This window comes from Parafrigoribacterium humi (assembly GCF_040227205.1).
GTDB classification, from domain to species: domain Bacteria; phylum Actinomycetota; class Actinomycetes; order Actinomycetales; family Microbacteriaceae; genus Parafrigoribacterium_A; species Parafrigoribacterium_A humi.
The window spans coordinates 194407-220027 of record NZ_JBELOA010000003.1 but is presented as its reverse complement, the minus strand read 5'-3'; the positions used below and the strand labels follow the sequence as shown (position 1 = coordinate 220027).

28 protein-coding genes are annotated in these 25621 nt (G+C 66.3%); 8 read left to right on the top strand and 20 right to left on the bottom strand.

The window, feature by feature from the left end; all coding sequences use genetic code 11:
* Positions 1–170 precede the first annotated feature (170 nt).
* From ABUA28_RS07845 to ABUA28_RS07770, 16 genes are all read right to left on the bottom strand, one after another.
* On the bottom strand, positions 171–1349 hold the full coding sequence (locus ABUA28_RS07845; RefSeq protein WP_349903483.1) for a flagellar hook protein FlgE: 1179 nt from the start codon (positions 1347–1349) through the stop codon (positions 171–173).
* Positions 1350–1393: 44 nt separating this feature from the next.
* A complete protein-coding gene (locus ABUA28_RS07840) occupies positions 1394–1807 on the bottom strand; it encodes a flagellar hook assembly protein FlgD (protein WP_349903482.1) in 414 nt (137 codons plus the stop codon).
* 18 nt (positions 1808–1825) lie between these two features.
* Positions 1826–3499, bottom strand: coding sequence for a flagellar hook-length control protein FliK (locus ABUA28_RS07835; RefSeq protein WP_349903481.1), 1674 nt, complete (start codon positions 3497–3499; stop codon positions 1826–1828).
* A complete protein-coding gene (locus tag ABUA28_RS07830) occupies positions 3496–3930 on the bottom strand; it encodes a flagellar export protein FliJ (protein ID WP_349903480.1) in 435 nt (144 codons plus the stop codon). Before ABUA28_RS07830 ends, ABUA28_RS07835 begins: the two co-directional genes overlap by 4 nt.
* Positions 3927–5255 (bottom strand): FliI/YscN family ATPase, encoded by a 1329-nt coding sequence (locus tag ABUA28_RS07825; protein ID WP_349903479.1) that lies wholly within the window; start codon positions 5253–5255, stop codon positions 3927–3929. The genes ABUA28_RS07830 and ABUA28_RS07825 overlap by 4 nt, the downstream gene beginning before the upstream one ends.
* Positions 5252–5857, bottom strand: a complete 606-nt coding sequence (locus ABUA28_RS07820) for a FliH/SctL family protein (RefSeq protein ID WP_349903478.1) — start codon at positions 5855–5857, stop codon at positions 5252–5254. The genes ABUA28_RS07825 and ABUA28_RS07820 overlap by 4 nt, the downstream gene beginning before the upstream one ends.
* Positions 5847–6869, bottom strand: a complete 1023-nt coding sequence (fliG, locus tag ABUA28_RS07815) for a flagellar motor switch protein FliG (RefSeq protein WP_349903477.1) — start codon at positions 6867–6869, stop codon at positions 5847–5849. Before fliG ends, ABUA28_RS07820 begins: the two co-directional genes overlap by 11 nt.
* On the bottom strand, positions 6866–8482 hold the full coding sequence (gene fliF, locus ABUA28_RS07810) for a flagellar basal-body MS-ring/collar protein FliF (protein ID WP_349903476.1): 1617 nt from the start codon (positions 8480–8482) through the stop codon (positions 6866–6868). Before fliF ends, fliG begins: the two co-directional genes overlap by 4 nt.
* Complete coding sequence (fliE, locus tag ABUA28_RS07805; protein WP_349903475.1) at positions 8482–8787, bottom strand: flagellar hook-basal body complex protein FliE; 306 nt, start codon at positions 8785–8787, stop codon at positions 8482–8484. Before fliE ends, fliF begins: the two co-directional genes overlap by 1 nt.
* On the bottom strand, positions 8787–9176 hold the full coding sequence (locus tag ABUA28_RS07800; RefSeq protein ID WP_349903474.1) for a flagellar basal body rod protein FlgC: 390 nt from the start codon (positions 9174–9176) through the stop codon (positions 8787–8789). Before ABUA28_RS07800 ends, fliE begins: the two co-directional genes overlap by 1 nt.
* The gene (locus ABUA28_RS07795) at positions 9176–9517 is read right to left on the bottom strand and encodes a flagellar basal body rod protein FlgB (protein ID WP_349903473.1); all 342 of its coding nucleotides are present in this window, start codon (positions 9515–9517) and stop codon (positions 9176–9178) included. The genes ABUA28_RS07800 and ABUA28_RS07795 overlap by 1 nt, the downstream gene beginning before the upstream one ends.
* Positions 9518–9819: 302 nt before the next feature.
* Positions 9820–10161 (bottom strand): hypothetical protein, encoded by a 342-nt coding sequence (locus ABUA28_RS07790; RefSeq protein ID WP_349903472.1) that lies wholly within the window; start codon positions 10159–10161, stop codon positions 9820–9822.
* Positions 10151–10591, bottom strand: coding sequence for a flagellar export chaperone FliS (fliS, locus tag ABUA28_RS07785; RefSeq protein ID WP_349903471.1), 441 nt, complete (start codon positions 10589–10591; stop codon positions 10151–10153). Before fliS ends, ABUA28_RS07790 begins: the two co-directional genes overlap by 11 nt.
* Positions 10588–11982 (bottom strand): flagellar filament capping protein FliD, encoded by a 1395-nt coding sequence (gene fliD, locus ABUA28_RS07780; protein ID WP_349903470.1) that lies wholly within the window; start codon positions 11980–11982, stop codon positions 10588–10590. The genes fliS and fliD overlap by 4 nt, the downstream gene beginning before the upstream one ends.
* A 142-nt stretch (positions 11983–12124) precedes the next feature.
* Positions 12125–13291, bottom strand: coding sequence for a flagellin N-terminal helical domain-containing protein (locus ABUA28_RS07775; protein WP_349903469.1), 1167 nt, complete (start codon positions 13289–13291; stop codon positions 12125–12127).
* A 195-nt stretch (positions 13292–13486) separates the two neighbouring features.
* Positions 13487–14305, bottom strand: a complete 819-nt coding sequence (locus ABUA28_RS07770; RefSeq protein WP_349903468.1) for a sigma-70 family RNA polymerase sigma factor — start codon at positions 14303–14305, stop codon at positions 13487–13489.
* Between the two features lie 380 nt (positions 14306–14685).
* On the opposite strand from ABUA28_RS07770, the gene flgN reads away from it, so the two are divergent.
* Genes flgN through ABUA28_RS07750 form a run of 4 tightly spaced genes read left to right on the top strand, consistent with a single transcriptional unit; the run spans position 14686 to position 17907 of the window.
* Positions 14686–15171: a flagellar export chaperone FlgN gene (flgN, locus tag ABUA28_RS07765; RefSeq protein ID WP_349903467.1), complete on the top strand. Its 486-nt coding sequence runs from the start codon at positions 14686–14688 to the stop codon at positions 15169–15171.
* 7 nt (positions 15172–15178) lie between these two features.
* Positions 15179–16603 carry a flagellar hook-associated protein FlgK gene (gene flgK, locus ABUA28_RS07760; RefSeq protein ID WP_349903466.1) on the top strand — a complete coding sequence of 475 codons (1425 nt, stop codon included), beginning with the start codon at positions 15179–15181 and terminating at the stop codon, positions 16601–16603.
* A 3-nt stretch (positions 16604–16606) separates the two neighbouring features.
* Positions 16607–17527, top strand: a complete 921-nt coding sequence (gene flgL / locus ABUA28_RS07755; RefSeq protein WP_349903465.1) for a flagellar hook-associated protein FlgL — start codon at positions 16607–16609, stop codon at positions 17525–17527.
* Positions 17524–17907, top strand: a complete 384-nt coding sequence (locus ABUA28_RS07750) for a flagellar assembly protein FliW (protein ID WP_349903464.1) — start codon at positions 17524–17526, stop codon at positions 17905–17907. The genes flgL and ABUA28_RS07750 overlap by 4 nt, the downstream gene beginning before the upstream one ends.
* A 122-nt stretch (positions 17908–18029) precedes the next feature.
* Here the strand turns inward: ABUA28_RS07750 and ABUA28_RS07745 are convergent, their stop codons facing one another.
* Positions 18030–18632, bottom strand: coding sequence for a C40 family peptidase (locus ABUA28_RS07745; protein WP_349903463.1), 603 nt, complete (start codon positions 18630–18632; stop codon positions 18030–18032).
* A 771-nt stretch (positions 18633–19403) separates the two neighbouring features.
* Here ABUA28_RS07745 and ABUA28_RS07740 point away from each other — a divergent pair.
* The 3 genes from ABUA28_RS07740 to ABUA28_RS07730 are packed head-to-tail and all read left to right on the top strand — an operon-like array spanning position 19404 to position 21446.
* On the top strand, positions 19404–19850 hold the full coding sequence (locus ABUA28_RS07740; protein WP_349903462.1) for an FAS1-like dehydratase domain-containing protein: 447 nt from the start codon (positions 19404–19406) through the stop codon (positions 19848–19850).
* Positions 19847–20278 (top strand): MaoC family dehydratase, encoded by a 432-nt coding sequence (locus ABUA28_RS07735; protein ID WP_349903461.1) that lies wholly within the window; start codon positions 19847–19849, stop codon positions 20276–20278. Before ABUA28_RS07740 ends, ABUA28_RS07735 begins: the two co-directional genes overlap by 4 nt.
* Positions 20279–20288: 10 nt before the next feature.
* Positions 20289–21446: a UDP-N-acetylmuramate dehydrogenase gene (locus tag ABUA28_RS07730; RefSeq protein WP_349903460.1), complete on the top strand. Its 1158-nt coding sequence runs from the start codon at positions 20289–20291 to the stop codon at positions 21444–21446.
* Between the two features lie 77 nt (positions 21447–21523).
* On the opposite strand, the gene ABUA28_RS07725 is transcribed toward ABUA28_RS07730, so the two are convergent.
* Entirely contained in the window at positions 21524–22231 is a 708-nt protein-coding gene (locus ABUA28_RS07725) for a TetR/AcrR family transcriptional regulator (RefSeq protein ID WP_349903459.1), read from the bottom strand.
* A 151-nt stretch (positions 22232–22382) separates the two neighbouring features.
* On the opposite strand from ABUA28_RS07725, the gene ABUA28_RS07720 reads away from it, so the two are divergent.
* Entirely contained in the window at positions 22383–23558 is a 1176-nt protein-coding gene (locus tag ABUA28_RS07720; RefSeq protein ID WP_349903458.1) for an Ig domain-containing protein, read from the top strand.
* Positions 23559–23639: 81 nt separating this feature from the next.
* Here ABUA28_RS07720 and ABUA28_RS07715 read toward each other — a convergent pair whose 3' ends face one another.
* Together ABUA28_RS07715 and ABUA28_RS07710 are read right to left on the bottom strand one after the other, a co-directional pair.
* Positions 23640–24476 carry an ABC transporter permease gene (locus ABUA28_RS07715; protein WP_349903457.1) on the bottom strand — a complete coding sequence of 279 codons (837 nt, stop codon included), beginning with the start codon at positions 24474–24476 and terminating at the stop codon, positions 23640–23642.
* Positions 24473–25363 (bottom strand): ABC transporter ATP-binding protein, encoded by an 891-nt coding sequence (locus tag ABUA28_RS07710; RefSeq protein WP_349903456.1) that lies wholly within the window; start codon positions 25361–25363, stop codon positions 24473–24475. The genes ABUA28_RS07715 and ABUA28_RS07710 overlap by 4 nt, the downstream gene beginning before the upstream one ends.
* Positions 25364–25621 lie beyond the last annotated feature (258 nt).

The following is a 25621-nucleotide window of genomic DNA, read 5'->3' as shown; positions in this document are numbered from 1 at the left end:
CCTGGATACTGTAAAAACAGGCTCATCCTGAGCCATCAGGGACAACTATCGGCCGCATCCGGCGTGCCGTTAGGCGCATTAGCCGGATTGCCTGTAGGAGTGGCGGGAGAAAGCGGCTGGCGGCGGGAGTTACAACTCCCGCCGCCAGCCGCTTTCTCCCGCCATACGGGCTACTGCTTGAGGTTGGTCAGCTCCTGCAGCACCTGGTCGGAGGTGGTGATGATGCGGGCGTTGGCCTGGAAGCCGCGCTGGGCGACGATCAGGTTGGTGAACTCCTGCGAGAGGTCGACGTTCGACATCTCGAGCGCGCCGCTGTCGAGAGACCCCATTCCGCTCTGGCCTGCGACACCGATCTGTGCGGCGCCCGAGTTGAAGGTCGAGGTGTACGACGACGACCCGGCCTTCTCGAGACCGCCGGGGTTCACGAAGGTCGCCAGTGCGATCTGGCCGATCGACTGCGATGCGCCGTTGCTGAACGACCCGACGAGGGTTCCGTTCGGCGATAGCGTGTACGACTGCAGCGTTCCGGCGTCCCGACCGTTCTGGTCGGTGATGGATGCCGTGGTCAGGCCCGCGTATCCTGTCGTGTCGGTGAGGTCGAGAGCGACGGCTCCCGCGGTCAGCGAGGTGCCGCTCGTGAGCTTGCCGTTCGTGAACACCATGGCGGTGGTCGTGACGGTGGGCGGAGTGGCTCCGTCGCTGTAGCTGGCGTCCCACCCGGCCGTCGTCTTGGTGAAGTTGACGGTGAGCTGGGTCGCATTGCCCGAGGCGTCGTACACGGTGGTGTCGCGGCTGAGCACCGTGCCGGTTGCTGCGTCGCCCGGGAGGTTGCCGCCGACCTTCGCCGTGGTCGTGGCGACGGCCGGAGAGACCGCGTTCTTCGGGAGCATCACGTCACCGACGGGGCCGCCGGTGTCGATCACGCCGTTGTTCGCTGACCACCCCTGGATGATGGCACCGTCCGGCGTGACGAGGCGCCCGTTGGGGTCGAAGCCGAGCGAGCCCGCGCGGGTGTACGCGGTCTGGCCGCCGCTGGAGGTGATGAAGAATCCGTCACCGGAGATCATCACGTCGAGTGCGCGGCCCGTGGCCTGGGTCGAGCCCTGGCCGAAGTTGGTTGAGATGCCCGCCACCTTCACGCCGAGTCCGATCTGGGCCGGATTGGTGCCACCCACGTTGCCCTGCGGGCTGCTCGCGCCCTTGATGAGCTGTGAGAGGGTGTCTTCGAACTGGGTCGACGACGCCTTGAAGGCGACCGTGTTGACGTTGGCGATGTTGTTCGCCGTGACGTCGAGCATGGTCTGGTGTGACCGAAGGCCGGAGATTCCGGAGTAGAGCGAGCGAAGCATTTTTCTACCTTTCGATGGGTGGTGCGTGACGTTGTTGTGGTTGATTAGGCGGCTTGGGTGACACCGGTGATGGAGTCGAGTGCGACGCTGACACCGTCGATGGTCACGGTCGGCGTCTTGCCCGTGAACGACACGGAACTCGCGGTACCGGTGACCGGATTGCCATCGGAATCGTTGTAGCCGACCTGCTGACCGACGAGAGCGGATGCCGCGATGCGCATCTGCAGTGCGAAGCTTTCGGTACCCGTCGAGTTCATGCTCGTGAGCTGCTCCATCATGGCGAGTTGCGTGGTCTGGCTGATCATCTGGTTGGTGTCCATGGGCGAGCTCGGATCCTGGTTCTTCAACTGGGTCACGAGCAGGTTCATGAACGCCTCGCTGTCGAGCGTCTGCTTCGGCGCTCGCGTCGGTGCGGTGGCATAGAACGCCGTCGATCCCACTGCCGATACGTCTGTCATGGTCTTCCTCTTCTTCCTCTAGGCCATCACGTCGATGGACGACGCGTGTGCTCCGGAGCGCAGTGGCCCTGTTCGGGGCGCCTCTGTGGTTGGGGTCTCTGTTCGTGCCGCTCTCGGCGCGGCGCTGTCGCGGACATCCGCTCGGCCCTCGCCCTGGTTGTAGCCGAGTCCGGCCCCGGCGTTCTGCTGGCCCGGGTTCTGCTGGCCGCCTGCAGACTGGCTTGTGCTCGGCTGGTTGTTCGGCGAGAGCTGCAGGTTCGTGTTCATTCCGGTGCCGGCCAGGTCGCGGCGCAGGTCAGGCATGATCGCGCGCAGGGCGTCGCGACCGAGGTCGTTGGGTGCGAACAGCTCGACCCGAAGGCCCGCGCTGCTCATGTGCGCCCGCACGGTCACCGGTCCGAGGTTGTCTGGCGTCACACTGAGCGTGAGGACGTGATCGCCGGATGCCGCCCGCGTGAGCGCGAGGATCGGCTGGGCAACCTGCGTCATGAGCGGCGGTGCCGGTGGCGGTGGCGGTGCAGCAGGTGCCGGCGCGGCGGTGGGCGCGACGGATGTCGTGGTCACCGGAACGGATGCCGCGGCCGCCTGGGTCTGCGGGGCGTTGTTCGCGCTGGCGCTCGCCGCGCTCTTGGCACTGTCGAGCACTGCCGAGAAGTCCGTGGTCGGTGTCGCCGGTGCTGCGGACTCCTTCGCCGCGAGGGCGTCGGTGACCGCGGATGCCGTGGCATCGACCGCGGGGGCCGCCGGGGCGTGGGGGAGCGGAGCCTGCGCGGTGGCGGGCCCCCCGTTCGTCGGTGTTGCTGCCGGGGCTGCCGCCGTTGCCACGGCGGATGCGGCAACCGTGGCCGCCGCGGGAGGCGTCGCCGGTGTGTCCGTGGGTGTGGTCGTTGTGGGGGCGGCCGGTGTGGCCTTGCCCGTCGTCTTGGGTGTGCCCGCAGTGCCCGCACCCTCGGCGACCACCGCAACGCCTGCCGCGACCGCGGAGCTCGCGGCGGCCGTGGCGGCAGGCGTGGCAGGCGTAGCGGCGGGTGTGACCCGCGCCGGCGCGGTCGGGACGGCAGCGACGGCAGAGACGACGGGAACGACGGGAACGACAGGAACGGTCGGCGCCGGGGCCGCGGCCTGTCCGGCTGCAGCGGTTGCCACGGTAGCTTCTACCGCAGCATCCGCACCAGCGACGCTGGCAGCGGTCGTCGGAAGTGCAGTCGCCTGTGGCTGGGCGAGGGCAGTCTGTACTGCGGCCTGTGCTGTTGCGGCCTGTGCCGAGGCGTCCGGGGTCGGCTGCGCGGCGGTGCTGGCGGTGCTGGAGTCGGTGGGCTGGCCCAGTGCCGACGTCTGTGAGGCATCCGCGGCATCCGTCGCTGGCGTCTGGTCCTTCGCGCCCGCCTTCGAGGTCGTGACGCCCGTCGTCTCGGCGCTGTCGGAAGTGGGTGTCTTGGATGCGGTCTTCGGAGAGCTCGGCGTATCGGCCCTCTCCGATGCGTGCTGCGGCGCGGCGTGAGCGGCAGGACCGTGCGGTGCCGACGTCGTGGAGGGTTTGCTGCCCTTGGACGAGGTATGAGCTGGCTGTGTCCCCATCGCGTGCTGCATCGCAAGGCCGAAGGAGCTTCCCGCGGACGAGCTCTTGCTCGATGGCGCTGCGGGCCGTTCAGGTGCGCTGACCGTTGCGAGCAGGAAGTTGCTGATGCTCATGGTGTCTTTCCCTCCCGGTCGACATGCCACGATGTCGAGGCGATTTCGTCGATCACGTTCTGTTCCGCGCGCAGCTCGTCGAGCATCACGGCCTGGACGTGCTTCGCCTCGAGCTTCTCGAGGGCGACGGCCTTGGCGCGCGCGGCGCTGAAGGCCTCGTTCGCCTGCGCTGCCTCCGCGTGCTGTTGGTTGAGCATCGAGTCGAGGTCCGAGAGCATGCTGCGCATGGATGCCCGCCCGGCCGCCATGGCGTAGAGCATCTCCGTGCTGCTGGCCTCCGCCCGCGTCGCGCCGAGTGCTGCGCGGGCGCGGTTGCGCTGCACGGAGGTCGCGTCGAGACGGGCGTTCGCCGAGGCGAGCTGGCCTGCCGCCTCATCCTGCTCGAGGTGGCGCAGGCGCAGCAGCCCCGCGAGTGAGAATGGTCGGCTCATGCCGGCACCGCCATAGAGGTGTTGAGCCGATCGAGCCAGGCCCACGCTTCTGCTGCCGTGATGCGCTCGTCCATGCCCTGCTGCAGGAAGGAGTTGATCGCGTCCTCGTGTTTCACGGCCGCGTCGACGAGCGGGTTGCTGCCCTCGTGGTACGCGCCGACATCCAGCAGATCCTGCGCGGACCTGCGTGCGGCGAGCACCTTGCGCAGGGCGATCGCGGCGGCCGTATGCTCCCGGGTGTTGACTCTGCTGGCCACACGCGAGATGGAGGCGAGCGCATCCACCGACGGGAAGTGCCCGAGCACCGCGAGTTTGCGATCGAGCACGACGTGTCCGTCGAGAATCGAGCGGGCTGCGTCCGCGATGGGTTCGTTGTGGTCGTCGCCATCGACGAGCACCGTGTAGATGCCCGTCACGGAGCCGGTTTCAGCGGTGCCAGCCCGCTCGAGCAGCTGCGCGAGCAGGGAGAAGGTCGACGGCGGGTAGCCCCGCGTTGCCGGTGGCTCTCCCACGGAGAGTCCGATCTCGCGCTGTGCCATGGCGACGCGGGTGAGCGAGTCCATCATGAGCATGACGTCTGCACCGCGATCGCGGAAGGACTCGGCGATGCGGGTGGCGACGAAGGCGGCGCGCAGGCGCATGAGCGCGGGCTCATCCGAGGTCGAGACGACCACGATCGAGCGGGCGAGACCCTCGGGACCCAGGTCGTCCTCGAGGAACTCGCGCACCTCACGGCCGCGCTCGCCGACGAGGGCGATCACCGAGACCTCGGCGGACGTGCCGCGCGCGATCATCGAGAGCAATGAGGACTTTCCGACGCCGGATCCGGCGAACAGGCCGAGGCGCTGGCCCTTGCCCACCGTCGTCAGGGTGTCGAGCACGCGAACGCCGAGCGGCAGCGGCTCCGTGATTCGAGCGCGCTGCATGGCGGATGGCGTGGCGTTGTCGAGCGAGACGAAACCGTCGCTGAGAAGCGGGCCCTTGCCGTCGATGGGGCGGCCGAGGCCGTCGACGACGCGGCCGAGAAGGCCGGAGCCGGTGGGCACGAGGATGGGGCGGCGGCTGGACCGCGCCGACGCTCCCGCGTTGATGCCCACCATCTTTCCCAGCGGCATGCAACGCACGCCGGTTCTCGTGGTCGCGACCACTTCGGCCTCGACACCGGGGTTCTCCCCGATCGTGACGAGCTCTCCAATGGCGCAGTCGAGACCGCTCAACTCCACCCCGAGCCCAATAATGGACGAGACGACGCCGACGCGTTGGGGAAGCGCTGTGGCGACTGCGGCCCTGAACTGCTCGGCGTGGGGACGCCAGGTCGTCGTCATATCGTCTCCCCAAGTAGCGTGGCCCTGGCGCGAGCCAGGGCGGTCTGGATGCGGGCATCCAGGTAGCCGTCTGCGAAGTCGCCGAGTGCGTCTCCGCGCGCGACGGTGTCATCGGCAATGATCTCGACGCTCGGGGTACGGCCGGCCTCTCCGAGCTCCGCGATGTCGGCAGGGTTCATTCGCACGCTCAGCAGCGTGCGCGGGTCGGCGTGTTCGAGCACGCGGGAGAGCGCGGCCTTCGCGGAGGTGGGGCCGTCAGACAGCTCGTAGCCGAGGATCGCCTCGGCGAGCTCGAGCGCACTCGAGATGAGTGCGTCCTGCACCGTGTCGATCGTCGGAACAGCGCGGGCGTGAAGCGCTCGTGCAGCCGACTCGAGCGCGGTGAGCGCCGCATCGATCTGCGCGTTCCGCTCGTTCAGCATGGCGGTCGTCTCGGCGTTGAGCTCGATGACGCGCATCTCGGCCTCTTTCGCCGCGGCACGAAGCCCCGATGCGTACCCCGCGGCGTGGCCCTGGATGCGTGACTGGGCATCGATCGCATCCTGGCCCGGGTGCCTCAGCGCGGGAAAGGTGAGGGCGGCGAAGTTCGGGTCAAATGACATATTCGTCCTCCTCGCCGCGCTGCAGGGTGATGGTGCCCTGCGATTCGAGGTCGCGGATCGCACGCACGATGTCCGCGCGCGCCTCCTCGACCTGGGACACGCGCACCGGTCCGAGAAGCTTGATCTCATCGTCGAGGATCTCGCGGTTGCGCTCAGAGAGGTTGGTGCGGATGACCTCGACGACCGTTTCGGGCGAACCCTTCATGGCCATGGCGAGTACACTGGCGTCGATTCCGCGCAGCACCTGCTGCACGTCCCGCGCCTCGAACTTCACGATGTCGGCGAAGGTCAGCATGCGCGAGCGCACCTCTTCCGCGAGGTCCGGGTCGTTCTCGTCGAGGGACTCGAGCAGTGCCCGCTCGGTGGCGACATCCGAGCGGTTGATGATGTCGACGAGGGGCTGGATGCCGCCGACGACCTCCACGGTGTCGGTCAGCGAGACGACGGCACCGGCTCTCGTGCGCAGGGTATCGGTGACGATGCGCACGGCTTCCGGAGTCGCGGTGCCCATCGTGGCGATGCAACGTGCGACCTCCGTGCGCAGGTCCTCGTCGAGGCCGGACATGATGGGGGAGGCGTGCTCGGGGCGCAGGTGCGCGAGCACGAGCGCGATCGTCTGGGGGAGTTCGCCTTCGAGCAGGGCGACGACGTGGCGTGGCTCCGTCTGCTCCAGGAACTCGAACGCCTTGCCTGCCATGGTCGAGGCGACGCGGTTCATCACGCCCGCGGCGCGCTCAGCACCGAAGGATGCCTCGAGCAGCCCGACCGCGACGTCGCGTCCACCGCGCGCGAGAGCGGCATTGCGCACGGTCATGTCGTGGAATTCGCTGATGGTCTGCTCCGCGACGACGGAGTCGACACGACGCAGTCGCACGATCTCGGCGACGATCTCCTCGGCCTCATGCTCGCTGAACTCCTTCAGCACGCCCGCGGCGCGCTGGCTGTCCATGTTCATGAGGACGACGGCAACCTTCTGGGTGCCGGTCAGTCCCTTCTCGGTCGTCTCGCTCATACCGGCTGCCTGTCGTCCATCATGCTGCGGAGGTACTCGGCCGTCTTCTGCGGATCGCGCTGGGCGAACGCCTCGATCTCGGCACGGCGGTTGACGGCGTCGCTGTCGGCTGGCGCAATCGGTCCGCCCTCGAGCGTCTGCGTGGTGGAGGCGGGAGCGCCGAGCTGGGATGCGCTCCGCATCGCCGGAAGCTGCATGGGTACGGTCGCTGCGTCGAGCATCTCCGACAGCAGGCCCTCTTCCTCCTCGCGGCGGTGGCGGCTGCGGCGGCGGAGAAGGATGAACAGAACGAGCAGGAGGGTGACGACGCCCGCCGTGATGATCGCGGCGGTGATGATCGTGGTCATCCGGTTGGCCTCGGCAGCTTTGGCCGCTGCCCCGAGGGCGGCGCTCGCATCGGCCGCTGCGGTGGTGCTGAACGGCACGACCTCGACACTGACCTTGTCGCCTCGCGTGGTGTTGATGCCGGCTGCCGCAGAGACGAGGGCGGAGATCTCCGAGACCTTGAGCCCGGTCGCCGCCTTGGAGTTGAGCGCGACGGAGACGGTCTGGCGCGTGATGGCGCCTGCCGGGATCGTGCGGTCCTCGGTGACCTTGTTGAGCGCGTTGTTCTTGACCTGGGTCTCGCTCGTGGCGCCGGTGGTGGTGCCCGTCGCGCCCGGGACGGCGATGTTGTCAGGGCCGAGTACTCCGGTCGCGCTCGTTCCGTTGTCGGTGCCGCTCGCGCCGGTCTGCTTGTCGGTCGATTCGCTCAGAGTCGGCGATCCCTCCGGCGTCGTGTACGTCTCCTCGGTGCGCTTGGCGGACTCTTGGCTCATGTCTGCGGCAACCGCGACGGTCGCATTGCCCGGACCGACCACGCGATCGAGCATGGTCTGCACGGTGTCGCGCACGCGGTTCTCGTAGTCCGCTGACTGCTTGTCCACACTGCCGGTAGCACCCGTGCCGACGGCCGAGAGCACCTGGCCGTCGGAGTCGACAACCGAGACGTCGGTGGCCTTCATGCCGTCGATCGATGCGGAGGTGAGGTGCACGATTGCCTGCACCTGGTCTGACGTGAGGCTCACGCCTGCGTCGGTCTGGATGAACACGGACGCCGTCGGGTCGTTCTTCTGCGACGTGAAGACGGTGTCCTTGGGGATGGCCAGCTGGACCGATGCCATCTTCACGCCCTTGAGTGCCTGGATCGTAGAGGCGAGCTCGCCCTCAATGGCGCGTTTGTAGGTCACATTCTGTTGGAACTCCGAAGCGGTGACACCCATCTTGTCGAGCAGCGCGTATCCGCCGTTGCTGCTCGTGGGCAGGCCGGCGGATGCGGCCTTGAGACGTTCGTTGTAGACGCTGGCTTCCGGCACGAGGATCGTTCCGCCGCCGTCGGTGAGCTGGTATGGGACGCCGTCGGTCTTGAGCTGGTCGACGATGGAACTTGCGTCGGAGGCGGCGAGCCCGGAGAACAGCGGGCTGTACGACGGCTGGCTCACCCAGACGGTGAGGCCGGCGATACCGAGCACGAGCACGGCGACACCGATGAGCGCGAGGGTGCGCTGGGCAATGGTGAACTCTCGGATCGCACCGAAGATGCGCCGGAATGCGGACGTGACCTGGGCGGGCATCAGGCTTGCATATTCATGATGTTGTTGAACGCTTCGACGCCCTTGTTACGCACGGCAGCGACGAGTTCGAGCGTCACCTGCGCGCGGGTTGCGGCGATGGTCGCGTCGTGGATGTCGTCGAGGTTGCCCGTCACGGCCTTGACGGCGAGGGTGTCCGAGGTGCTCTGCAGCTGCTGCAGGGTGTCGATCGCGCCGCCGAGGGATGCCGCGAAGGTCGAGCCATCCGAGGCGTTCGTCTGCTGCACATCGGGAGTGATTCCCGTGCCTGTGATGCCCTGCACGGCACCGATCAATGGAATGGACATTACTTACCAATCTGGAGTGCGGCCTGGTATGTCGTCTTGGCACGGTCGATCACGTTGGCATTGGCCTGGTAGCCACGCTGCGCCATGATCAGCTCGGACATCTGGGTGCCGAGGTCGATATCGGGGCGCTTGACCATTCCGTTTGCGTCTGCGAGAGGGTTGGTCGGGTCATAGGCGAGGATGCCGTCAGCGCTGCCGAGGGCGGTGCCGGCCACGTAGACACCGGAATTGCCCTGGCCCTCCTGTGCCACGACGTAGCGTGCCTGGAACGCGGGGCCGCTCGTCGGCTTGATCGTGTTGATGTTCGCGATGTTGTCTGAGATCGCATCGAGCCAGTGGCGGTGAAGCGTGAGCCCCGTGCCGGCGATGCCGAGTGCGTCGAAGGTCATCAGTTCGTTCCGATCGCCGTGCGCATCCGGGCGAACTCGTTGCCGACGGCCTGTGCCGCGAACTGGAAGCGCAGCACGGTGTCGGTGCCGGCGACCGTCTCGGTGTCGAGGTTGACGTTGTTGCCGTTGACGTTGGTGGGCTCGAGTGAGCGCGCGATCGTGGCATCGACGTGTCCGTCGCCGGCCTCCACCGATGCGGCGAGGGCGTCTTCGAATGAGACGCGCTTGGCGTGGTAGTTCGGCGTGTTGATGTTGGCGATGTTGTTCGCGATGGTGCGCTGTCTCAGCGCGAGAGCGTCCAGTGCGCTCGTGAGCGCAACGGTCGTGACTGAATTAAGCACGGATATCCGTTCCCCCTAAAACAACGGCCGATCCGTGGCCTAGAGGCGAGCGATCCATGCTCTCCACTGCTCTCTATCGGCAGCAGGAGGGTGTGCGTTAGTTCTTTTCTGGTCTACCGGCACCCCCCGAGAGGGTGCCACGCTACTTCCGGCGGACAGTCGCTAACGTCGGAGATTTGGGGACACGCCGCGTTATTCGGGCGATTTTCGCGGCGTGTCGCAATTCATCCGTTTTTACCGTCCTCCCGCCGGTGGAGTGGCGCGCTGGAGCGGCCGTATCGAGACCGGGCCGGCAAGATACCTCAGCCCGAGATGTCGAGGTAGACCGCGCGATCACCGCGCCGTGGCGACATGGAACGCGTGGTCGCGAGGTGACGCGCAGTGGTGCGCCTGGCAGCCTCAACCCGCTCGATCGCCTGTTCCTGTGCTTCGAGGATGACCTGCGCGCGCTCCACGAGCTCCGCAGGGATCGGCCCGGGGTTCGCCGGCAGCACGAAGCTGCCCGAGGTCTCTCGAGCAGGCGCCACATGCGCTCCGCTCATGCTCTCCTTCAGCGACCGCGCACTGCTGCGCTCGAGTTGGTCTTCCATGGCGTCGAGAATCTTGGCCCAGGTCGACGAGTCTCTCCGCTGCTCAGGCAACACCGAGCACTCCCATCGGCAGGCGTTCGGTCGCCGCGGCGTCCACGGCGGGCAGCGCGGCGGCCGCCTCGTGCCAGCTCTGTCGCAGTGGCTCGAGCAGCGTGATGCACACTCGAGTCGACCCGATGTCGCGGTGCGTATTCGCGTAGATGAGTGCCCGGGTGACGAAGTTGTAGACGCCGAGCAGGCCATCCGCTCCATCCCACTTGGTCACGTCGAGCGACGAGGTGAGCTCCGCGACGATGTCCTGCGCGTGAAGCAGGTTCTCCGAGCTGGTGTCCCAGTCCTCGAGCTCCTGCGCGCTCTCCGCCCTGCCCAGGTCGAGCAGCAGGCGGTCGTAGAGCATGGTGAGCAGGTTGGCGGGGTTCGCGGTGAGAATCGCATCCCGGTTGTACTGGGCCCGGCGGAGGTTCACGCCGCTGAGGATGCTCATTTCGAACTCGTGTACTGCATCGAGGGCAGCCCGGAGAGCTGCGATGCGAGGTAGCTGGACTGGGATTTCAGGTTGCCCAAGGTGACCTCCATTTGTGCGTATGTCTGTTCGAGTGCGGCCCGGCGGGCGGCGAGACGGATGTCCCAGTTGTCGATCTGGTCGCTCATGGTCTTGATCGAGGAGTTCTGCCCGGTGATCTTCGCCGTGATCGAGCCGTCGACGGGATCGGATGCAGCGGTGGCTGCCGCGGCGACGCGTGTTGCGATGGCCTGCATCACCGACTGCACGTTGGCGGGATCTGCCGCGAGCGCCGCAGTGAACTTGTCCTGGTCGAAGGTGATCGTGCCGTCCTTGGTGATGCTGATGCCGATCTCCGAGGGGGAGTGGCCGTTCACCGGAAGGGTCGCTGCGTCCAATAGTGACTGGTTGACGTTTCTGATTGTCCCGTCACCGGTGAACACGCTCCCCGAGGTGACCGGCACTCCATTGGCATCCGTGCTCTGCACGACGGCTGACTGGGTCTTGATGGTCGCAAAAATCGCGGTGAGCGACGACACAAAGGTGGATGCAGTATCCGCTGTCTTTGCGGCGTCGCGAGCGACGGAGAGCGTGACGGGTGTCGTGGATGCGGCCGAAACCGTCACGGAGACGCCCGGCAGCAGATTGTTGAAGGTGTTGGTGGATGAGCTGATCGTCTGTGCGGCCGACGTGCCAGCCCAGAGTGACACCTGGGCATCCTGTGCTGTGTGGAGTACCGCGGCGCCGGATGCCGGATCGAGCAGGTTGGTTGCCGTTCCACCGGTGACGTCAGCGCTCGTGCCGGCATAGATCGTGAAGGCGCTGGCAGCGCCGGTGTCGGTGGAGCTGAACTGCAGTCGATACTGCTGTACGCCCCCGACGGTGCCCGAGGCGACTTTCATAGCGGTGACGCCCTTGCCCGCCGCGTTGACGGCGGCGACGATGTCGTCAAGTGAGTTGGATGCCGGGGTGATGTCGGTTGCCGTGCCGTCGCTGCCGACGATGGTGAGCGCGGTGGGCTTGGTGCCCCAGTCGGCCATGGCCGCGGTGACACCGCTCTGGCCCTGGGCGAGCTGGGTGACCGTGAGATCGATGCTTCCGATGGTCGCGCCGCTGCTTGCGGTCGCGGTGACGCCGCTCGAACTGCTGGTCGCCGTGTAGAGATCGAGTGCGCCCGCGGCGGCCGTGGAGTTGGCGAGTGTGGCGAGGCCGGAGATCTGGGTGTTGAGTCCCTGCAGTGAGGAGACGAGTTTGCTCGCGTCGCTGACCTGCGCCTTGAGCTGGTTCTGCGGTTGGGCATCCACCGCGATGAGCGAGTTGATCAGGGAGGTCGTGTCGAGCGTGCTCGAGAGGCCATCAATGCCTGTTGTCATGGTCCTCGTCCCCCTTCTGTGTTCTGCTGGTGATTCGTCTGCTGTGTCGTATTGAATTAGTCAGAAAACGCTCGGTGGCGACCGGCGAGAGAGGTCCAGATCCCTCTCCGATCGCCACCAGGCGTCGTTCTGTTACCCGGGCTTACTGCAGGAGCTTGAGCACTCCGGAGTTCGCCTGGTTCGCCTGCGCGAGCATTGCAGTACCGGCCTGCGCCAGAATGCTCGAGCGGGTGAAGTTGACCATCTCTGACGCCATGTCGGTGTCGGTGATCTGCGACTGCGAAGCCGTCAGGTTCTCCTTGGAGATGTTCAGGTTGGTGATGGTGTACTCGAGGCGGTTCTGCACAGCTCCGAGGCTTGCGCGAGCGCTCGAGACGCCCGTGATTGCGGTGTCGAGAATCTTGATGGATGCCTGAGCTCCCGCAGCAGAGCTGAAGTCCAGCCCGCCAGCAGTTGGCGCGGTCGCGCCAGTTGCGACACCGGTGCCCGGAGCCGTTGTCGTACCGACAGCGCCACCCGTCAGTGACTTGACATTCAGGTCGCCAGCCGCGTTGACAGTTGCTACAAGGTTCGCTGCGAACTGCGAGTCCTTGTTCAGCGCGTCTGCCACGTCCTGCGTGGTGGTGTAGGCGCCGGCTGCTGGCAGCGCAGCGGTCTTCACGGCCGTGACAGATCCATCGCTGTTGGTGACAGAGAAAGACTGGACGCCAGTCACGCTTGCAGCAGTCACCGTGAAGTTGGATCCCTTGTTGGCGGATCCCAAGGTACTCGCGATGGCCGTCACGTTTGCCGACTTCAGGTCGACCTGGATCTGGTTGTCTGAAGTGCCATTCGCGCCGACCTGGAACGACAGTACGGTCTGCGCGCCCGTCTGCCCTGAATCAACGTCACCGCTGAGCAGCGAGATGCCGTTGAAGTTCGTGGACGTTGCAATGCGCCCAAGCTCGGAAGTGAGCTGATCGGCTTCAGCGGTAATTGCCTTGCGCGAATCGACGTTGTTCGAGTCGTTACCGGCTTGAACAGCGAGGTCGCGCATGCGCTGCAGAATGGCCTGCACCTGGCCGAGCGAGCCTTCTGCGGTCTGCGCGACGTTGATGCCGTCCTGAGCGTTGCGGGCGGCGACCGTGAGGCCTCCGACCTGTGACTTCAGGCCCTCAGAGATGGCGAGGCCGGCCGCGTCGTCTTTCGCACTGTTGATCCGAAGACCACTCGAAAGCTTCGCGAGCGAGCTTGACATCTCGTTCTGCGTGGTGGACAGGTTCCTGTATGCGGTGAGCGCAGACAGGTTGGTGTTGATTGTCATACCCATGATGATTTCCTCCGTGATTGGGTGTGGTGCTTCAGTCCTTCCCTGGACTGACACAACTAGCTATCGGCAGGTGGTGTCGGGGCGTTAGATGTTTTTGTGGTCTTTTTCGTCTGCGGGTTGAGGTGGCCGCTCGCGGCCGTGTCGACACCAGGTCTCGATGCAGTCGTTGCGCGAGCACTCGGCCAGCGAGAGTGGCTACGCGATCGAACGCTCTACGGCCGGGTGGCCGTAGCCGAATCGGCTGATGCCCACGGCGGTGGAGTCGGCCAGACGCGAGAGATACGCGTTGCGGCTCGCGGCGGCGATGCGGGACTCCGGTGCGTGTGCAACCTCGGGGTCGTCCGCGTAGTGGGTCTGCATGCCGTCCTTCAGAAGACGGATGGCCTCGGCCCTGGTCTGTGAGACAGCGGAGTGCGTGGTGCCGAGCTCTTCAGCGAGCTCCTTCACCGACTGGTCCTCAAAGTAGATCCGAGTGACGACGTAGCGCATCTTCTCCGGGAGCGCGTCGACAGCTGCGCGCAGCATACCGAGCTGCTCGGACTCGAGGAGCGACTCCTCGGGAAGCGCGCCCTCCGCGACGAGAAACTCCGCGGTCGTGTCGTCCAGCGTAGAAATGCTGCGGGAGGCATCCGCGAGCGCTTCGGCTGCCGCCTCGCGGTCCACGCCGAGCGCGGAGGCGATCTCGTCGACGCTGGGCGTGCGACCGAGCGCGGCGGTGAGCGACTCGCTCACGGAGAGAGTCTCCTTGATGCGCTTGCGTGCGGAGCGGGTTGCCCAGTCGCTCGCGCGCATGTCGTCGGCGAAGGCGCCGAGGATCCGCTTGCGGGCGAAGGCACCGAATGGGATGCCGAGTTCCGGTTTGAAGGCGTCTGCTGCGGTGATGAGGCCGACCGCCCCAGACGATGCGAGGTCGTCACGGGAAAGATGAGTGGCGCGAGCGCACAGCTCTGACACCAAGTAGCCGACGAGCGGCAGATTTTCAACGACGAGCGCGTTCCGTTCAGAACGATTCACTGTCTTACCCCCTGGACTGAGTTGGGGGCGAGTTATGGCGCAGTCCGTTGCGCTGATCAGCCTGGACGCTGATCGCTCTGTCCCCCGAGTCGACCGGTTTCCCCTCCGGTCATCCAGACTCTATCCGCGCCGGACACCGCCGAAAAAGGTCGCGCAAGAGAATTTTTTGCCCCGCTGTCACCCCTTCGGGGGAACGTCTCCCCTGAACTGGGGGCGTGGTGTTGCCGGTCACATGGAAAAAGTTCTGGGCGATCTCCCTTACTCGGGGGGTAAACCTGCCGATAGTGCTTCTCAGCGTGGATAAGGCAGATGTCGCGAACAGCGGCAGGCGACTCCTCGCTGGGAATCGCCACCGCTTACGACAGGACTTGGAGGACAGGTTGAGTGCCAACGACGTATCCGCACTGCTCTGGCGCGAGCGTGAACTGCTCGAGCTATTGCTGTTCAAACTGGAAGAAGAGCAGCTGCTGCTGACCGCGGGCCAGTCTCGCTGGCTCTCCCACGCCACCCGCGAGGTGGAGCAGGTCATGGATCGCCTGCGCGCGGCGGGCCTCACCCGTACGCTCGAAGTCGCCACCCTCGCAGAGGAGTGGGGTGGGGGCGAGAACTCGACCCTGCGCGAACTGGCTGCGATCGCGCCCGATGGCCCGTGGCGCGACATCTTCACCGGGCACCTTCGCGCAATGACCGAGCTCACCGGCCAGATCAAGGAGGTGCGCGATATCAACGAGCGCTTCCTCCGGGCCGCGGTGCGGTCAACGCAGGAGACTCTCGCGACACTGGTTCCGGATGCGGGCACCTACGACGCCGAAGGATTCGCCGGCAACAGCAGGGCGGACGCCAGACTCTTCGACCAGAGGTTGTGAGGCACGCATGAGTTCTTTCGGCACCCTCAACACCGCATACACCGGCCTTGTCGCAGCGCGACGCGGTCTCGATGTGGTAGGTCAGAACATCGCGAACGCGAACACGGACGGGTATACCCGACAGCGCGTCACGACCTCGGCGTCTGTGACGGCACCGTCGTCGCTGTCGATGTCCCAGACCTTCACCGTCGGCCAGGGCGTGTCCGTGGACGGGGTCGCCAGGCTCGGTAGCTCGCTTCTCGACGCGCGTGTGCGCTCGGCGACCGGCGCATCCGGGTACTGGGATGTGCGTGCCTCGTCAATGAGTTCGCTTGAGGGCACCCTGCAGGAGCCCGGCCCCAACGGCCTCTCCTCGTCGCTTCAGAAGTTCTGGTCTGCCTGGCAGGATCTCGGTAACAACGCGGCCGTTCCCGCCACAGGCTCGGCACTGCTCGCCCAGGCGAGCGGACTCGTGTCCCAGATCGCGAACGGCTACCACCAGGTGGACGACCAGTGGTCGACCCTGCGCACCGACCTGGACACCAAGGTCGCCCAACTCAACGACGCGGGCGCACGGGTGGCAAATCTCAACGAGAAGATTCGCACGACGCTCGCCGCGGGCGGCTCGGCGAACGAGCTCATCGACCAGCGCAACACCATCACCACCTCGATCTCGAAGCTCGCCGGCGGCACGGTTCGCGAACTCCCGGACGGCACGAACGAAATCCTCATCGGCGGCAACCCCCTCGTCTCGGGCGGCAACTTCAACTCGGTCACGCTTGTCGGCACCTATCACATGGATGCAGCGGGCAGTGACCCGGTGCAACTGGAATGGACGAGCCGGCCCGGAAGCGCCGTTGCCCTCGACGGTGGTGAGATCGGCGGAACGATCTCCATGCTCGCTGCCGCGAATGGTTCGGGAACGGGCGGTCCGATCGCGGAGGCAGCAGCCTCATATAACGCCTTCGCCACCAACCTCGCCCAGCAGGTGAACAGCGTCTACTCGACCGGTGCAAATGCCGCAGGCACCACCGGGGTCAACTTCTTCAGCTTCAACGGTGCCCTGCCCGCAGCGCTCGGACTCTCGGTCATTCCGACGACCTCGGCCGACCTCGCGACCGCGACGGTCGGCACGGGCGCATACAACGGGGATGTCGCTGGGGCCATCTCGCAGCTCGGCGCGAGCAAGACCTCACCGGACTCCGTCTGGGCGAGCATCGTCGCCGGCATCGGCACGACCTCCCAGACGGCGCAGCAGCAGTCGACACTCGCTGATCTTTCAACGAACGCGGCCGTGAACAACCAGCTCTCCAACGCCGGGGTCGACCTCGACGAGGAGAACGTGAACCTGCTGAGCTTCCAGCGCGCGTATCAGGGCTCCGCGCGAGTCCTGACGGCCGTGGACCAGATGCTCGACACCTTGATCAATCACACGGGAGTGGTGGGGCTGTAAATCATGCTGACCAGAGTGACCAACCAGACGATCACGCGTAATGCGCAGTACAACCTGCAGACCGGCCTCACCGCGCTCGTAAAGCTGCAGAACCAGGCGTCGAGCCAGAAGGCGATCTCGGTGCCATCGGATGACCCGGCGGGGACCTCCAAGTCGATCCAGATCCGCGGGGAACAGGCCGCGACCAATCAGTACGGTCGCAACATCTCCGACGGCACTGCGTGGCTCAACACCATCGACTCGACCCTCAGCACGGTCTCGAGCATCATGGGCCGCATCCGCGACCTCACCGTGCAGGGTGCAAACGACGGGTCCATGTCGCCGACATCGAAGGACGCGATCGCTACGGAGCTCACCAACCTCAAGGGCGAGCTGCTCAAGCAGGCGAACGCGAGCTACCTGGGTCGCAGCGTCTTCGCGGGCAACACGAATGCCGGTGCCGCTTTCAACGCCGATTACACCTTCAATGGACTGCCGGGTGACACCGTGCAGCGTCGCATCGACGCGAACACGACCGTGCGTGTGGATGCCAGCGGTGCGGATATCTTCGGCACCAATCCCGGTGTACCGCCGTCGACCGACCCCGGCACGACCCCGGGATCGGTTTTCACGCTCATCGACAACATCGTCAATGACCTGCACAGCGGGGTCAATATCGGCCCACGACTGACGGAGATCGACGCGCGCAAGCAGGCGATCAGCGCACAGCAATCGATTATCGGAACGACAGAGGCCCAGATGGATCGAGCCAAACAAACGAATGCGAGTCAGACAGTGTCCCTCGAAGGCCAGCGCTCCTCAGTGGAGGATCTGGATGTCGCCAAGGTCATTCTCGACCTGCAGACCCAGCAGACCACGTACCAGACCTCGCTCGGAGTCACCGCGAAGGTGCTCCAGCCGACCCTGATGGACTTCCTCCGGTGAGCGCCTCACTGAGCTTCGTCACACCTCCGCCCGGATTCGAGCCGCTCGTGGACTTCGTCCTCGACGACATCGAGGGGGCGAACGGGCTGTACGCCCTGCGTCCGGTCAAAGACCAGGGCATGCGACTGTTCGTGCTGGACGCCGGGATCTTCCTCCCGGACTACACGCCGGAGATCTCCGACGAGCAGGCGGCCTCACTCGACCTCGTCAGCGGGGACGACGCGCTCGTGCTCGTCGTCGCGAACCCCGGTGAGAGCGGCACCACCATGAATCTCATGGCGCCGATCGTCGTCAACTCGGTCAATGGGCGCAGCGCGCAGGTCATTCTCGAGGACGAGAAGTGGCCGCTGCGGGCAGAACTCACCGCCCGTAGCGCGTAGCCTGTCGAACCTGCCTCAGCGAAGTACTCAGTCGTCGGGTATCGCGCCGAAGGCGGGGGCGTGGTGGGCCTCTATGGGCGGAGCCTTCGGTGCGATACCCGACGACGCGACGCCGTCACAACCTACTTCAGGCGGATGAAGACCGGGCTGCCCCACAGGCTCGAGGCGTGCTCGACGTAACGACCCCACACGGGTGAGTTGTACATCCCGCCCGCGCCGTCGTAGATGCCGATGTGCTGGCCCGGCCACCACACGAGGTCACCGCCCACGGCATCCGCCTTGGAGATCCGCACTCCGAGGGCCGCCTGGTGGTCGGCGCCGCGCGGAAGGTGGATTCCGAAGCCGGCGAAGATGTACTGCACGTATCCGTCGCAGGAGAAGCTCGTGGTGGGGCTGTTGCCCATGCCGTAGGGGACCTTGCCGACGAACTGTGCGGCATAGGCGAGAACGGCCGCGCCGCTGTAGGCCTGCGTCGGGGGGTTGACGGTCACGTACCGGTTCACGGCAACGGAAGGGCGCTTGGGCGCGATCGTCACGGTGTAGGCGTCGTGCGCAACTTCAGCGGGGCCGGTTGCGGTCGAATAGTTGACGAGACTCTGGGTGCTCTGGTGCTTCTTCACTGCGACGGCAGGGGTTTCTGCGGCTGCGTAAGCGGGGATTGCGACCGTCGCGATGAGACACGCGGCCGCGGCCATGGCCGCAAGCTTTCCACTGGATTTGGTCATCCGCCGTAGTACCTCCCTGGCTCGGGACACCCCCGAGGTTGCTCTATCGGCCTAGCGAGTCTAACGGAATGATCACGGTGCGGTCACCCTCTGTCTCCCCAATTGGGGGTATTTGATCTTGTTTCGGGGGTATTGCGCCGATTTTCAGCATCTTTTCGGCCCGGATCGCGATGTCGGTGGTGGGGTTTAGCGTGAGATAAGAAAAAGACGCGAAACACTACATGTAGTGGAATGACAATCGTGTGATTCCGGTTATATAGTGGGAGACCACGCAGGCGCTGCACACGCACCATCCGGACTGGACGCCGGATCGCGAGCAGTGACTGGGGGGAATCATTGGAACGAAGGAGAAGGCAATGGACAACGACAACTACGTAGGTGGCTACTCGGTTCCCGTCGACCCGATGGATGAACTGCAGTGCGACAGCTGCCAGTAAGAGCCGCACGCTACAGTTCGATGCAGCCACAGGCTTGAAAACGACCACCGGTCGGACGCACAGGTCAGTGAAGATCTGAATCGAACAGATTCGCATCCGGCTCAGTTGAAGCCCCGGAACCGTCCCCCTGGCGGAACCGGGGCTTCGTCGTTTAACCGCACTGTCTCTTGGTGACCCTTCCCTCGCACCGCGCCTCCACCCCTGTGTGAGCGCGAGTTGCCCGCTTGTGCCCCAAAATTCGCCCAATTTGGCATTTTCAGGGGCAAAAGTGGGCAACTCACCAGTTGGGACGGGCGGGCACCGCGCTAACGCCTTCCTCCTTTAAGCTGGGGCGATGCCGGTGAATCCTGAACTGCAGGGCCGGGTGTTCCCACCCGTTCCCTCCTACCTCGTGGGGCGCGAGAAGATCCGCGAGTTCTCGCGGGCCGTCTTCGCGACCAATCCGATCAATCACGACCCTGAGGCCGCGCGCGCCGCAGGGTACGCGGATGTGGTGGGCCCGCCCACCTTCGCCGTCGTCATCCAGGAGGCGACGCTGGCCCAGCTCCTCGCCGAGCCGGACTCCGGCATCGACTTCTCGCGCGTCGTGCACGGCGACCAGCGTTTCAGCTACACGCGCCCCATCGTCGCAGGAGACGAACTCACCGCGACCCTCACCGTGGCCAGCGTGAAGTTCCTCGGCGGGCATTCCATGGTGACGGCGGAGTCGGCCGTGGTCGATGCGACCGGTGCGCCCGTCGTGACCGCGACATCCACCCTCGTCGTCAGGGGAGACGAATGAACGCCGTACCCTCCTTTGCCTCGCTCAGCGTCGGCGACGTGGTGGCCGAGGCCGACTTCGGGCTCACGCGCGACTCCCTCGTGCGGTACGCCGGGGCATCCGGAGACTTCAACCCGATCCACTATCGCGACGACGTCGCCGTGTCAGTCGGATTGCCCGGTGTGCTCGCGCACGGGATGCTCACGATGGGCCTCGCCGTGCAGCCGGTCGTCGACTGGGCCGGAGACCCCGGCCGTGTCGTCGACTACCAGGTGCGGTTCACCCGCCCGGTGCTCGTGGACGCGGAGGCCGGCGCGGTCGTCTCTGTGACGGCGAAGATCGGGCAGCTCGACGCGGAGGCACTCGTGGCCCGGATCGATCTCGTGGTGACCTTCGGAGGCGACACCGTGCTCGGCAAGGCGCAGGCGCGCGTCAGCCTGGCGGAGTGAGGCGCGCCCAGTGACTCCTGTCGATGGCGCTCCTACCCTGTCGCGGCTCACCACCCTCGCGGTGGGCGGACCTGCGGCGCGCATGGTGGCACCCGCCTCGCACGATGAGCTCGTCGAGACGGCCCGCGAAGTGTGGGCGAGCGACGAGGAGTGGCTGCTACTCGGCGGCGGCAGCAACACGGTCGTCGCTGACGAGGGCTTCGACGGCACGGTCATACGGGTCATGACCCGCGGTATCGAGCGGATGGATGTCGCGGGCGCCGTGCGCCTGCGGATACAGGCTGGGGAACCCTGGGACGAGCTCGTGGCGCACACCGTCGAGCACGGGTGGAGCGGCATCGAGGCGCTGTCGGGCATCCCCGGCTCCGTCGGTGCGGCGCCGGTGCAGAACATCGGGGCGTACGGACAGGAGCTCTCCGATAGCCTCGTCGGCATCGAGTTTCTCGACTACGACACGGAAGAGGTGCTGCACCTGCCGGCTGCCGAGCTCGAACTCGGCTACCGCAGCTCCGCACTCAAGCGCGGGCGACGGGGTGTCGTTCTCTCGATCGACCTCGAACTCGTGAACGGTACTGACGCGGATGCTGCCGCCGCGCTCGGTGCGCCCGTCGCCTATGCGCAGCTCGCCTCGGCCCTCGGCGTGGAACTCGGCGCTCGTATCCCGCTGGCGGAGGTGCGCCGGGCCGTGCTGCGCCTGCGCGCGGCGAAGGGCATGCTGCTCTCGCCCGACGATCCGGACTCGGTCAGCGCCGGTTCCTTCTTCACCAATCCGATCGTGAGCGATCGCTTCGCTGCGACCCTGCCTGCGGACGCCCCGCGGTGGCCGCTCGAGCCGGATCTTGACGAGCCGATCGTCGTGCCGCTGGAGAATTTGGTGCCGGGCCAGCTCCTCACCCGCCAGATGGATGCTCGGCACTACACCGCAGAGGAAGGCTCGGTGAAGCTGAGCGCGGCCTGGTTGATCGAGCACTCCGGCGTCACGCGCGGATTCTCGCTGCCCGGTTCCGGCGCGGCGATCTCGACCAAGCACACGCTCGCACTCGTCAATCGGGGCTGGGGCACGGCATCCGATATCGCGGAACTCGCGCGTTACGTGCAGAGCAGGGTGCTCAACCAGTTCGGTGTCATCCTGCAGCCCGAGCCGATCCTGGTGGGCGTTCAACTGTAGCCGACTCCCGATCGAGAGGTGAGCCGCAACGCCGGTCGAGTAGCGAGGAACGAGCGTATCGAGACCCCGCGCAAGCGCTACCCTGGCTCCCCGCCCCGGGGTCGCCCCGCCTGTGCAGCGGCGTCGATGAGCACGCCTATCGTGGCCGAGTAGGTCGAGCGGAAGTTCGTCGCCGCAAGCTGTTCTGCGTAGCGCAGTACAGCCGGATGGGTCTGTGCGGTGACGGCGAGGTCGCTGGGCAGCCAGGCCATGCCCTCGACGACGGCGACGGATGCCGCGCCCGCCGTGAGCAGCTCGCGGCAGCTCGCGGCGACGTAGGAGACGGCGAAGCCGCTCAGCGCGCCGTAGTGGGTGATGAGCGCATCTCCGCTGAGCCCGGCGTCTTCGAGTGCCGCGAGCACGCGCTCGACGAGCACCAGTTCGGATGCGCCGACGGGGCGCGCGTCTGCGAGGTGAAGCCCGATGGCCGGATGCCTGGTGAACTCCTCGAGGATGCCGACGGCCATCGCGTTCAGCACCCCGCGCCATCCATCCGTGGAGAGCGCCATGTCGGCGACGCCCTCCATCAGGCGTTCGATCAACGCCTCCATCAGCTCGCGCTTGCTGCGGAAGTGCCGGTAGACGGCGGTCGGATCGGCGCTCAGCTCTTCTCCGAGCTCGCGGAACCGGATCTCGGTGGCGCCCGGTCGCGCGGCGATCCGCAGGGCGGCATCCAGGATCACCCCGCGGTCGAGGCGGCCATAGCCACCCACCCCGCTCGGTTGAGTTCCCGCCACCGTGCCCATACCTCACATTCTGGCGGAGAAATCGCGCCGTGGACCGCCATTGCCCGATACCCCCTGTACTGGGGCGCACGAGTTCTCCCAAGATGTCAACATCGTTTACATCTTTGCACTATCGTGGTCGGACATCAGTTGTTCGATCCGGGGGGACCTCATGACCACAGCACGACAGCACCGAGCGCCTGGCCTTCGGCCGCGCCTTTCGCGTATCCTCACCGCCGTCGCAGCGAGCGCCGCGCTCGTCGTCGCACCCGTGCTGGTCGCGGTGCCTGCGCAGGCCGTCAGCGACGACTCGGTCACGGTGACGGTCGATGACGGGGACACGACCTGGGCAAGCTTCGATCTCCCGCTCATGACCGAGGGCGCCGCGTATACGGGCTCCATCACCAATAAGTACAACACCTGGTGGCATGTCGAGAACCTTCCGGCAGGCATCACGGTCTCACCCCCCGATTACAACGGCTCGTACATGTCCGAGTCCTCGGAGGTGCTCACATTCTCCGGGACGCCGACCGTGAGTGGGCCTGTGACCGTGAGGGTGCATGCCGACCTCGGCGAGGGCAGCACGGACATCACGATTCTCTTCACTATCGCCCCTGCCTCCGTCGCACCCGTCTGGATCGACGACACGCTCGGCGCGTTCCAGCAGGGCGTTGCGTACAGCGACGGTGTCGCGGCTTCGGGAGGGACGGTCGGTTACTCGGTGACGAACGGCACGCTGCCGGCCGGGCTCGCACTCGACGCGGTGACCGGCGTCGTGACCGGCACCCCGGCATCCGCGGGCGCGTACGACTTCACGATCACCGCCAGCAACGGGTCCAGCCACATCGACCAGAGCTTCACCGGCACGGTCGCGCCGGCCGCTGCCTCCCCGGCGGCGCCGACCATCGATCTCAGCCTGAACTTCCAGACCGGCACGGCGATCGGGGATGCGTCGTCGACGATCTCGGCGGACGGCCTCAAGGTGGGTTCCCCCTACACGCTCACCATGCACTCCGCTCCGGTCATCCTGTACACGGGGACCATCGACGGCAGTGGCGGGTTCACCTGGAAGGTGGCGTTGCCCGCCAACACGCCTCCCGGAACGCACCAGCTGATCCTCACCGGCGTTGCGCCCGATGGCACGACTCTCACCAGGAACGCCTGGTTCACTCTCGGCGCGGGAGGCACCATCACGGCGGTCTCGCTGACCGGCCCGACCAGGCTCGCCGACACCGGGGTCGCCGACCCGTCACTGCCACTCGGCATCGCCCTGTCGCTGCTGCTCTCGGGCGCGCTGGCGCTGACCATCGCCCGCCGTCGCCGTCCCGCCGCGGCGTCGGTCGACTGATCTTCGGGGAGGTCTGTCGATCGGCTCTTCACCCGCCTTCGGAGGAGCCGATTGCCAGACCTCACCGAGCTGCGGTAGCGGTCAGAAGTCCTTGCGGATCCAGCGGAAGGTGAGGCGGCAGAGCACCAGTCCCACCACGAGCCAGATGGCGGTGACGAGAAGGATGCCGGGCAGATCCCAGGAGCCGCCTTGCTCGACCGCCTTGAAGCTGTCCGGCAGGAACACCGAGCGCATCCCCTGCGCCAGCCACTTGAGCGGAAAGAAGCCGGCGAAGTTCTGCAGCCACACGGGCAGCTGGGAGAACGGCAGGTAGACGCCGGAGATGAACTGCAGGATGAGCGTGATCGGGATGATGACGGCCGTCGCGCTCTTGCCGCTGCGAGGCAGGGCGCTCAGCGCGATGCCGAGCACGGCGCAGGTGGTCACGCCGAGCACGAAGACCCAGGCGAAGGTGAGCCACTTCTCCGGATCGCTCGGCAGGGGAACCCCGAATGCGATTCCCGCGACCAGCAGCAGGAGCGCGGCCTGCAGCACGCCCGTCACCAGCACCTGCCCGATCTTGCCGATGAAGTAGCTGAACACCGGCAACGGGGAGCCGCCGAGCCGTTTCAGGGTTCCGTCGCTCTTCTCGCCCGCGATGTCGATCGACATGTTCTGCAGGCCGCTGAGTAGCAGGCCTGCCGCGAGCATCCCGGGCAGGTAGTAGTCGGCGGCGGTGATGGTGTTGCCGGATGCGTCCTTGCCGAAATTCATGGCGCTGAACGCGACCGAGAAGATGGTGAGGAAGACCAGCGGGAAGAGGAAGGTGAAGAAGACCGAGTCGCCCTGGCGGAAGTAGGCCTTCACCTCGTAGGCGATGCGGCTCGCGCCGAGCCGGATGGTGCGCCCGGCCGGCAGCGGCGGGGTGACGGTGGTCATCGTGCGTTCTCCTTGTCGGTCTGTGCGGAACGTGTTTCGGCTGAGTTCTCGACCAGCCGCAGGTACACGTCCTCGAGGCTCGGGCGCACGATCTCCACGGCATCCGGTTCGCCGCCGTTCGCGGCGACCAAGCGGGCGACCAGAGTGGCCGGCTCTGTGGTGCGCTCCTCGCGGATGACGCCCCCTTCTTTCCAGCGCACGATCGGCACGCGGGCATCCATACCGCCGATCTCGTCGATGCGCCCGATGTCGATGAGCTTGCCGCCGGCGATCACCCCGGCGCGGTCGCCGAGCTGGGCGGCCTCGTCGAGGTAGTGGGTGGTGAGCAGGATCGTGGTGCCCTCGCTTTTGAGCTGGCGGATGAGGTCCCAGAAGCTGCGACGCGCCTCGGGGTCGAAGCCCGTGGTGGGCTCGTCCAGGAACAGGAGCTCCGGCCGTCCGATGATGCCGAGGGCGACATCCACTCTTCGGCGCTGGCCGCCGGAGAGCTTGCGGATGAGCGTCCTGTCCTTGGCTTCGAGCCCGACGGCCGCGATGACCTCGTCGACCGGCCTGGGGTTCGGATAGAAGCCGGCGAAGTGGCTGAGCTGCTCGCGCACGGTGACGTTGCCGCTCTCGCCGGTGTTCTGCAGCACGATGCCGAGCCTGGCCTTCCAAGCGAGGGTGCCGCGCTGCGGGTCGCTGCCGAGCACGCGCGCCTCGCCGGAGGAGCGGTCGCGGTAGCCCTCGAGAATCTCGATCGTGGTGGACTTTCCTGCGCCGTTGGGCCCGAGCAGCGCGAAGGTCTCCCCGCGCTGGATGTCGAAGCTCACGCCGTCGAGGGCGGTGACGTGTCCGTAGCTCTTGCGCAGGTCACGCACGCTCACGGCGGGGTCTGTTGTGGTCATGATGCAATGCTGGCGGCCCGCGCTCGCCGCCGCCAGCGGTGCGCCGGCTGAATCCAACATCCACCGACCGCTTGACCCGAACGCCCGGTGGCTTACGCGAGTTGCCCACTTCCGCCCCAAAATGCGCCCAAAACGGGGACAATTGGGGCCAAAGTGGGCAATTCGGGGCGGAAGACGGGAGGATGCCGCCGAACGGCGAGGATCGTTAGGCTGGTTGCGCGTCTCGCAGCACGGCGCTCGACGACGAGAACCGCAGCA